Genomic DNA, 8,213 nt, shown 5'->3' on the forward strand with positions numbered 1-8,213 from the left:
GCCAGTGCGGGTGGTGGTGCTTTGGTTATTGCCGAACACCCTATAGCACGGTTTGAGCTTTCTACCCGTTGGCTGCAACAAAATAACCTACATAATAAAAAGCTGACGGTAGTACCTGTGCGCGGCGACAGTATGGAAGGTACGCTATACGATGGTGATTTGACTCTCGTTTCACTGGTAGACGACCCTGCTGATGCGCGTGAAGGTGTTTGCGTGCTTAGATTTGATGATGAGATTTTTGTAAAGCGTATACAGTACGACTTTAAAAGTAAGGGTTACAGCATTACCAGCGACAACAGCGCATACTCTGGCTTTTTTGTTGATGCGGATGATATTAACGCTGGGCGTTTTAGTGTACTTGGTCGTGTAGAACGTGTGTTACAACGGACACGTAAAGTGGATTGATAATAAAAAGGAATGCAGATGGAGCTGTTAGAGCGCAAATATGTACGAGAGTTGGCTAATCAACATAACATAAGGCTGCTTGCTGCTGCCCTAAATAATACCTCCCCGCAACTACTGCTTGATTTAGACGATGAACTAAGTGAGTTAACTAAAGACCTTAGCGAAGAAGAAGTTAAAAAGTTTGATCTGATTTACTGTCAAGAAATGGATGCTTTAACGGCAATGAAGGAAGTAGAAATTGCAAAGGACAAATTGAAAATTGCTGAACTTGAGGCCAAAACCGCTGAGGTAGAGTTGAATCAAGCGCAAGAGCAAAGCGAAATTAATATTATTAGTTATGTTGTGGCCTTTGCAATCATATTTTTTGTTGGACTGTTTATTTTTGGTAAGTAACGGACACGTAAAGTGGATTAGTAAAAATTTAAATAATAATTAGAGGGAACTATGGCAAATAAAAACTATAACTTTGATTTTTATCAATGTATAACAGCCAACTCAGACGTAAATGCAGAGCAAAGAACAACAGGCCAATTGCTTGATGATACATTTACACGTTTTGAGCAAGGCAACAGCTGTGTAAAAGAAATAGCATCTTATACCTACGAACTACGCTTATTTGAACGCACAGAGTTTGGGTATCGAGGAGTAATAGGAAAGCATAGAACCAGTGACTTACCCAATGCCGCCATTGTTGGTGGTGAAGAACGAGAATTACAATTAGCGCCTAATGAAAACCTTTTAGAAAAATCTTTCTTTCATTTTTATAGAGATTACTCGTTACTTATAGTGCAAAGAAACCATATGTGCATTGGGTTTAATAACCTAGCTAAATACTTTTCGTCGGGTGGGTATGTTACTGCGCTATCTCCTGTTATAGCTCCTGCCGATGTGTTGTTGTTAATGCAAAACAACATACTGATACGACATGCTGACTTTTCAATTGCAAAGCCTACAAACCCTGATTTATTTGAGGGTATTGAACATGACTTTGCTAATAATATAATCTCTACTTTAAGTGGCTCGGGCACGGCTATGCTAAACCTGACTCTTAGGGGGAATGCGAGATCGGACGTTGCTGATGAGAGGTATTTAGCATCAAATTTGAAAGGTGCATTCAGAGAACTTAACTCTAAGTTTGATGTTAAAAAATGTAAATTGCTATTAGAAGACGCCGATACACTGGTAACTCACCCTATTGATTTAGTTGCAGATAGACTGGTTTATTATGCAAAAGTGAATATCGAAGGGCGTTATCCTTCAGCTGCGGCAATGTGGCAAGCGATGGAAGATGCTAGAGACTCAAAGGAATCTGAGCTAGAATTATACTTTGGGAGCTTAGAGCGTCAGAGATTAGGATAACCTATGTGGCAAAGTGCTAAAAAACACCATGTTATGATTATGGCTAGCGTGTCTTTTGTTATTTGCATGTTTATATGGCCTGTTGTGGCTGACTTTAGTGCTAAGCAAATACAACCCATTGCCTCTGCGGTGTCTACCATTGCAGGGATTTTGTTTGGCTTTGTAATGGCCTCGATCACGTTATTTGCCTCAGCTAAAGACAATACTCTAATACGTAATACTACCTTAACAGGCTACTTACCTAAGTTAGTTAATAAGCTGCATTTTACTATGGGGTTATTATTGGCTGTGTGTTTTATTTTTTTGGTAGTGCTGTTTATTCCTGATACAGCAAACTTTGATATTAATGATAAAACAATAAAGCTGGCGGCTGTGGTGATGATTGTTGGTGTATTTGTGATGTTAAATGCGTTCGCTAACTTTTTTGTTTCCTGGAATAAGTTTAAAGCGTTTTCAGCCCATATGTGATGTGTAATGTTTGAAGAAGCCCCTAGTTAGGGGCTTTTTTAATTTACTAAAGACAAATAAAATTTACCTAAGTCTTCATGTTGCGCAATACCTGCTGCTAAAGTAGTAAAGCTAGCAAGAAAATGAAAAGCACCGAGTAACTTTTCTCCGAAACCACTTTCCTTCAATTCATCTCTGTAAGCAATATCAGTAACGGCATGACCTAAAACCATATCTAAGCTATCTATAATTGGGTTTATACCTGTAATAATATATGAATTAATATGCTCTAGTATTTGATTTAATGCCTTATTTAAGTATTGTTTAAATTCTTTTGATAAGTCTGATTTAATCATTTCATCTATAAGATCTTGAACCTTAACTCTCATTGAATTTAATGAATCTTCAGGAAGAACCTTTGTGCTAGTTTTGCCAGCGATTAGATCACTCAATAAACTGAGATTATCTAATGAATGGTTATCGATTTTTGTTATAAAAGTACTGAATTGGCCATTGTAGTCTTGCTTTAAAAAAGCACTATTGACTTGCTTTGTCCAGTGCGTAGTTGTGCTTAATTGATTAGGGTATTCATTTTTTACAAATTCGAAAATTTCATAGGGAAGACTTGAAACTTTACCCATGTGCATTAAGAACTTAGATTCGTTTTCAGATGAAATATTTAAAATATCAGACCACATAGCTCTACAATTTTGATTATTAGGCTTACCTTTTGCTTTCACTAAAATAGCATGTAGCCTTGCTGCTGGATTATCTCCATTCATTGTTATCTTCCTCAAATTAAAAAAACAATCTAACTTTTAACCTCTTACGTGTAAATACTAGATGTAGATATAGAGAATTTTTCACGGGGTGGTTTTTGTAAAAGCGAGATAGAATTATTATGCTTGCTAGGAAAAGTCACGACTATTACTGCATTGTCCACAGGTTATTATTGAAAATGGTTGATTTGTGGATTATATTGCTATTATCACTTTTAGTAGTTGTGACTATGGGTTGGGTTAAGGGATCACTTCCCTTTTAATGGAGGTGTAGTATGTTTAAATTTATTAAGAAATTTTTTACGTATAAAGAAAATACAGACGAAATTAAAGTAAAGGTTTCTGGTGGAAAGTATTTTATTGCTGATTTAGATTCACTATCAAAGAGTGAAGTAGTTAAAGATCAGGTTAGGCAAGCTAGAGCTTATGTAAGACAAAGCTAGCAAAAGAAAAGCGCCGTAAGGCGCTTTTTTTATAAGGAAATTATGATAAAACCTACTGTTATATTTATTCTAGTTATTACTATCGCTGGGCATATTTACAGAAAAACAAATTATAAACTTTACCCAAAATATGAGGCATCTAAAGGCTATCATACTTTTTTGCTTGCTGCTTCTACAGGCTTAATCCTCTTTTTATGTGCATATATCTTTGTCACTGTGATTGCTCAATACTGCTTTGCTCAATCTATTGGAGCATGGTTTAGCTCTCAATTAAGTGTATTAAGCCCTTCCGTTGGACAGAGTTTTGAAACTGTAAATTTAATTTCTGTACTTTTTTTTACTTTTTTATTTAGCTGGTTTATTCCAAGGGTTAAGTACACGGTAGCTAAAAAAAGGCAGGAGAACCCTATTCTAAATAGCTGGAAAAGAGCGGCAAGGAAAGATTTAACCCCTGAGTTTACTTACCTTGCATTTAATTCTTGGGAATATGGTTTACCCATCGCTTTTACTTTATCAAACGATAAGGTGTATATAGGCTATATATCTGAAATCGGTATTGATAGTAATGATATTCACCTTTTGCCTATTTTAAGTGGTTACAGGTGTGATGAAAAGAAAGACCTTATTTATTTGATTGATTATAAGCCCGTTATAGAGCACATCTTAAATGAAGAGTGTGACGCTACTAGTGAGGATGTCGAAAAGAAAAGTAAAATGGGAGTCTACAAAAAGTTTGCTATTGCAATACCACATCGCGAGGTGGTTCATGCAAACCTCCATGACACTAGCTATAAAAAGCACTTTGATAGACACCGTTATGATCGCAAAGAAACTAAACCTTCTGATGTGAAATTTACTCTTAATGAATTATGAAATAGAGAGCATAACCTTCAAAGCTTGAGATGACTCATTTTTAGTGCAGCTTTTGTATAAGGCTAAAAAACATAATCACCTGTAAGCGATTTTAAGCATCCTATTTTATTTGGTGGCTACATTGGCATACATAAACCTTGTTTAAACAAGCACAAACGAATTTAAACATGGTTTAAACATGGTTTAACTCTGATTTAACGGTAATACTTTTTCAAAATCTGATTTAGCCTTTTTTAGAGAGTAATTTATTTTAAGTTCAGATTGCAACGGCTTATTTATGGCAAGTTGCTGTTGGGCTATTAATACATACTCTTCAGTAGAAATGTAACCATCATCTGTGTAGTGATTGTTTATGTAAGTAGTAAGCACGGAGTTTTGCTGGATAGCGATTAGCTTTGTAAGCGTATCGTACATAGTAGGTGATATTTCATCGGGTTTACCATATTCGACATTTTGAATGGGGCTATTTTGAAAAAACATACTTAAGTAAAAGGCAGTTAAACCAACTATAACTAAAAAGATTATTTTGTTTGCTAGCATATCCAGTCCTTGGTTAATTTGGATTTCTCTAATATAGTACCCTGCAAATTATGTTCAAGGGAATTGATAATGAACAATAAGATTTTAAAATTTTTTACTCGTTGTATCAAAATTGATGAAAGTAGAGCATTACATAAGAACTGTTCATTTTGGTTTGCGCTATTAACTCCAGCAATTATTGCATTACTACTTAGTCTGAATTTAACTAGAGAGCTAGTTATACATGAAAGGTTCGATTTTGGTTTTACGGCTGCTCACTTAGATTCATTTATTAAGTATTACAAGTTTCCTATCGGTCTTTTACCAATATCGATATTACTGAGTGTTATGGTTGCCCGTTTTCATGCATCAAAGCAAACCGTTCAACAAACCCACCTCAAAAATTATTTTGAGCATCACGAATATTTTGAGTTTTATTGTAATTACTTAGAAAAACAGCATCACGTTAGCATCCGAAGCCGTGAGTTATATTTACTACTTTATCCTAGTTCTACAATCATGGAGTTTTCACCTAAACCAAGCACTAATATCATTGATAATTTTGTTGAGCTTACTGATAAGTTAATTAATTCTGGTGATGAAATCGAAGTTCAAGAACAAATTGTTGAGGTTTTCGACTTAGTGATTGAATTTGAAAAGAAAAACATGATTTATTTTAAAGAAAACCAATTAGAAGAAGACCGAATGTTGACTCTAAGTATTTTAGAGTGGCATGAGAGTATGTCATTTATCCTTAGAGATATTTACTCATTTAAAGGCAATTTAATTAGTTTAGATAGTTTAAATTCAATGACGGAGATATTTAGAGATTTAAATATGAAACTCAAATTATCTAGCGAAGAATAAAAACAACTTGATAACTCTAACAACACAATTTAGCCTATATCCGTAACCCTCCCCTAACGCTGTAAAGTCTTTTCCAGCGGTTCAATAGTCACTCTCCCCATACACTGGGTGCCACTTAGTAAGTTTATTGGCACTTGGAACATGGCAAACAAAACAACCCCAAATACCAAATTTAATTGGTTTGAAGTTTTTAGAGCAGGTACCCAAACTGACTCTAAAGGCGTTACTCATACATTTAGTGAAGCTGATTTAAACAGCGTTGTAAGCAACTTTAAACCTAAAACCGCTCCGCTGGTAATTGGCCACCCTAAAATGGACGACCCTGCTTGGGGCTGGGCCAGTGAATTAAAAGCGGTTGGTGGCTCATTGTTTGCCAAAGCTGAAGACGTATGTGCAGAGTTTGCCCAAGCGGTTGAAAGCAAGCGCTACCCTAACCGCTCAGTAAAACTTGAAAAAGTGGCTAATGGCTACCAACTTGCGCACATTGGCTATTTGGGCGGTAAAGCCCCTGCGGTTGAAGGCTTAGCCTGGCAGTTTAACCAAGCTGATGACGCCGATACCCTTACCCTAGAATTTGCTGCCGGTGATATTGACAACATATCGCTGCACACATCAAACGCCCTTACCCGCCTTATGAGCAATTTACGCAGCTTTTTAACTGACCGTTTTGGTAGTGAAGCGGCAGATAAAGTTGTGCCGCATTACGAAGGCGAATGGTTAAAAGAAGAAACCATTATTGCTGAGCACGAACGTGCTAAAGGGATTGAGGGTGAAGGTGCTGAATTTAGTAAAGGCGAAGATGACGCCACCCCACCCACCCAAGAGGACAATGCAATGGATGAAAAAGAAAGAAAGGCGCTGCAAGACCAGATTGATGCAGCTAACGCTAAAAACGCGAAGCTTGAATACGCGCAGCGTGTTGCAGCGGCTAACACCTTTATTAACACCGAAGTAAATAGCGGTAAAGCTCCGCGTTTAACCAATACTGAAGGTGTGGCTGAGTTTATGGCCAAGCTGGATGACGGCGNTTTGAGTTTGCTGCCGCTGACGGTAATAGCCAGGCGCTAAAACCAGCAGAATGGTTTCAGGGTTTTTTAAAGGGTCTGCCTGAACAAACGGGTTTAACTCACGAGTTTAATAAAGACGACAAAGACGGCGAAGTCACTGACGACAGTGCAGAAACATTGGCAGCGAAAGCGCTTGAATTTCAACAATCACAATCTAGCAAAGGCATTGAAATTAGCATTACTGCCGCGTTAGACCACGTTAAAAAGGCATAGAACCATGGCACAACCAGGATTAATTAGAAACTTTAGCGCTGAAGACGTTATACCGGCTAACCGTTTAGTGGTTGTGTCGGCAGCAGCAGACTTTCATGTTGGGTTGGCGATTGATGCCAGCGCAATGTATGCAGGCGTTACTGAGCAAGGCACTGATGAACATTTACGTGTTGACGTGGTAATGACTCAAAGCGCACCGATTGAGTTTGGTGAAGCATTAATTGCAGGTACGCCAATTGTGGCTGATAGCGAAGGTAAAGCGGTTGAGTTTGACCCAGCTAACTTTGTGGGTGAAACACAAGTATTCGTTGCAGGTTGGGTTATGGAAGATGGCGAAGCCGGTGTGATTGGCGACGTATTTTTAAACCCACATGTAGTAGCAACAATTCCTAGCGCTTAATGCGCTTGGGTTAACTTAAATTTATAAAGTGAGGATTTGCCATGAGTAATGGTATGCCATTTACCCCCGACGTTGAGCAAACGGCCATAGCCATTGCTTATCGTAATAGAGCATTGGTTGCGGATACACTTGCACCTTATTCACCTGTTGGTTTACGTAACTACAAGTGGACCGAATTTAAAAAAGGTGAAAAGTTTACGGTTGTAGACGATAAAATAGGTCGTAAATCAACTCCCAATCAAGTTGAGTTTAGTGTTGAAGAGAGAACAGGCTCAGTGGTTGATCATGGCCTATCTGATGTAGTACCGAATGATGATGTAACAAATGCGCCGGCAAACTACAACCCGCGCACCCATGCTGCGGAAAGCTTAACTGACCTAGTATTGCTTAACCGTGAAATACGCGTTGCAACTATGTATAACAAAGCGGCTAACTTTGGGAGTACTCAATCATTAGCTGCAGCAGGCCACAAGCGTTTAGATGACGACTCGCTTGATATTTTACCGTTCTTTCTAGAAATTCTAGATGCGCCGTTAATGCGCCCTAATGCGATGACATTATCGCAATCGGTGGCAACTAAGTTGCGCACTCACCCTAAACTACTAAAAGCGTTTAATGGTACCAGCGGCGACCAGGGCTTAGTGCCATGGAGCTACATTAAAGAAGTGTTAGAGCTTGAGCATGTAACCGTTGGCCAAGCGCGTCTAAATACCGCTAAAAAAGGCCAAGCAGTTAATTTGCAAAAGGTTTGGCAAGATACCTTGTCGTTTACTTACCACGATCCGCTCGCCTCGTTTAATAACAACCGCATGACCTTTGCGCTCACCGCGCGCTATGGCTC

11 protein-coding genes are annotated in these 8,213 nt (G+C 38.2%); 9 read left to right on the forward strand and 2 right to left on the reverse strand.

Features of this window, described 5'->3' with window-relative positions; translation table 11 throughout:
* From L650_RS0104470 to L650_RS0104485, 4 genes are all read left to right on the forward strand, one after another.
* Positions 1 to 405 (forward strand): helix-turn-helix transcriptional regulator (locus L650_RS0104470; protein ID WP_164835538.1); only part of this gene is annotated, 405 nt, incomplete at its 5' end.
* Between the two features lie 18 nt (positions 406 to 423).
* Positions 424 to 798 carry a hypothetical protein gene (locus tag L650_RS0104475; RefSeq protein WP_029772335.1) on the forward strand — a complete coding sequence of 125 codons (375 nt, stop codon included), beginning with the start codon at positions 424 to 426 and terminating at the stop codon, positions 796 to 798.
* 51 nt (positions 799 to 849) lie between these two features.
* A complete protein-coding gene (locus L650_RS0104480; RefSeq protein WP_029772336.1) occupies positions 850 to 1,764 on the forward strand; it encodes a DUF6731 family protein in 915 nt (304 codons plus the stop codon).
* A gap of 3 nt (positions 1,765 to 1,767) precedes the next feature.
* Positions 1,768 to 2,232, forward strand: coding sequence for a hypothetical protein (locus L650_RS0104485; protein ID WP_029772337.1), 465 nt, complete (start codon positions 1,768 to 1,770; stop codon positions 2,230 to 2,232).
* A gap of 38 nt (positions 2,233 to 2,270) precedes the next feature.
* Here the strand turns inward: L650_RS0104485 and L650_RS0104490 are convergent, their stop codons facing one another.
* The gene (locus L650_RS0104490; RefSeq protein ID WP_029772338.1) at positions 2,271 to 2,993 is read right to left on the reverse strand and encodes a hypothetical protein; all 723 of its coding nucleotides are present in this window, start codon (positions 2,991 to 2,993) and stop codon (positions 2,271 to 2,273) included.
* Positions 2,994 to 3,265: 272 nt separating this feature from the next.
* Between L650_RS0104490 and L650_RS24245 the strand changes: the two genes are divergently transcribed.
* Together L650_RS24245 and L650_RS0104500 are read left to right on the forward strand one after the other, a co-directional pair.
* Positions 3,266 to 3,433 carry a hypothetical protein gene (locus L650_RS24245; protein WP_164835539.1) on the forward strand — a complete coding sequence of 56 codons (168 nt, stop codon included), beginning with the start codon at positions 3,266 to 3,268 and terminating at the stop codon, positions 3,431 to 3,433.
* A gap of 42 nt (positions 3,434 to 3,475) precedes the next feature.
* Positions 3,476 to 4,306 carry a hypothetical protein gene (locus L650_RS0104500; RefSeq protein WP_029772339.1) on the forward strand — a complete coding sequence of 277 codons (831 nt, stop codon included), beginning with the start codon at positions 3,476 to 3,478 and terminating at the stop codon, positions 4,304 to 4,306.
* Positions 4,307 to 4,489: 183 nt separating this feature from the next.
* Here L650_RS0104500 and L650_RS0104505 read toward each other — a convergent pair whose 3' ends face one another.
* The gene (locus L650_RS0104505; protein ID WP_029772340.1) at positions 4,490 to 4,846 is read right to left on the reverse strand and encodes a hypothetical protein; all 357 of its coding nucleotides are present in this window, start codon (positions 4,844 to 4,846) and stop codon (positions 4,490 to 4,492) included.
* 69 nt (positions 4,847 to 4,915) lie between these two features.
* Here L650_RS0104505 and L650_RS0104510 point away from each other — a divergent pair, with 69 nt between their 5' ends.
* The 3 genes from L650_RS0104510 to L650_RS0104525 all read left to right on the forward strand — a co-directional run.
* A complete protein-coding gene (locus tag L650_RS0104510; RefSeq protein WP_029772341.1) occupies positions 4,916 to 5,692 on the forward strand; it encodes a hypothetical protein in 777 nt (258 codons plus the stop codon).
* A 1,284-nt stretch (positions 5,693 to 6,976) separates the two neighbouring features.
* Positions 6,977 to 7,372: a hypothetical protein gene (locus L650_RS0104520; RefSeq protein ID WP_029772342.1), complete on the forward strand. Its 396-nt coding sequence runs from the start codon at positions 6,977 to 6,979 to the stop codon at positions 7,370 to 7,372.
* Between the two features lie 41 nt (positions 7,373 to 7,413).
* A partial coding sequence (locus L650_RS0104525) for a capsid protein (protein WP_085065426.1) occupies positions 7,414 to 8,213 on the forward strand: 800 nt, incomplete at its 3' end.

Origin of the sequence: Pseudoalteromonas sp. TB51, assembly GCF_000498055.1 — a bacterium.
Lineage (GTDB): Bacteria > Pseudomonadota > Gammaproteobacteria > Enterobacterales > Alteromonadaceae > Pseudoalteromonas > Pseudoalteromonas atlantica.

Coding starts and splice junctions, on each gene's coding strand:
- L650_RS0104475 (WP_029772335.1), top strand. CDS start 424: ATGGAGCTGTTAGAGCGCAAATATGTACGAGAGTTGGCTAATCAACAT.
- L650_RS0104480 (WP_029772336.1), top strand. CDS start 850: ATGGCAAATAAAAACTATAACTTTGATTTTTATCAATGTATAACAGCC.
- L650_RS0104485 (WP_029772337.1), top strand. CDS start 1,768: ATGTGGCAAAGTGCTAAAAAACACCATGTTATGATTATGGCTAGCGTG.
- L650_RS0104490 (WP_029772338.1), bottom strand. CDS start 2,993: ATGAATGGAGATAATCCAGCAGCAAGGCTACATGCTATTTTAGTGAAA.
- L650_RS24245 (WP_164835539.1), top strand. CDS start 3,266: ATGTTTAAATTTATTAAGAAATTTTTTACGTATAAAGAAAATACAGAC.
- L650_RS0104500 (WP_029772339.1), top strand. CDS start 3,476: ATGATAAAACCTACTGTTATATTTATTCTAGTTATTACTATCGCTGGG.
- L650_RS0104505 (WP_029772340.1), bottom strand. CDS start 4,846: ATGCTAGCAAACAAAATAATCTTTTTAGTTATAGTTGGTTTAACTGCC.
- L650_RS0104510 (WP_029772341.1), top strand. CDS start 4,916: ATGAACAATAAGATTTTAAAATTTTTTACTCGTTGTATCAAAATTGAT.
- L650_RS0104520 (WP_029772342.1), top strand. CDS start 6,977: ATGGCACAACCAGGATTAATTAGAAACTTTAGCGCTGAAGACGTTATA.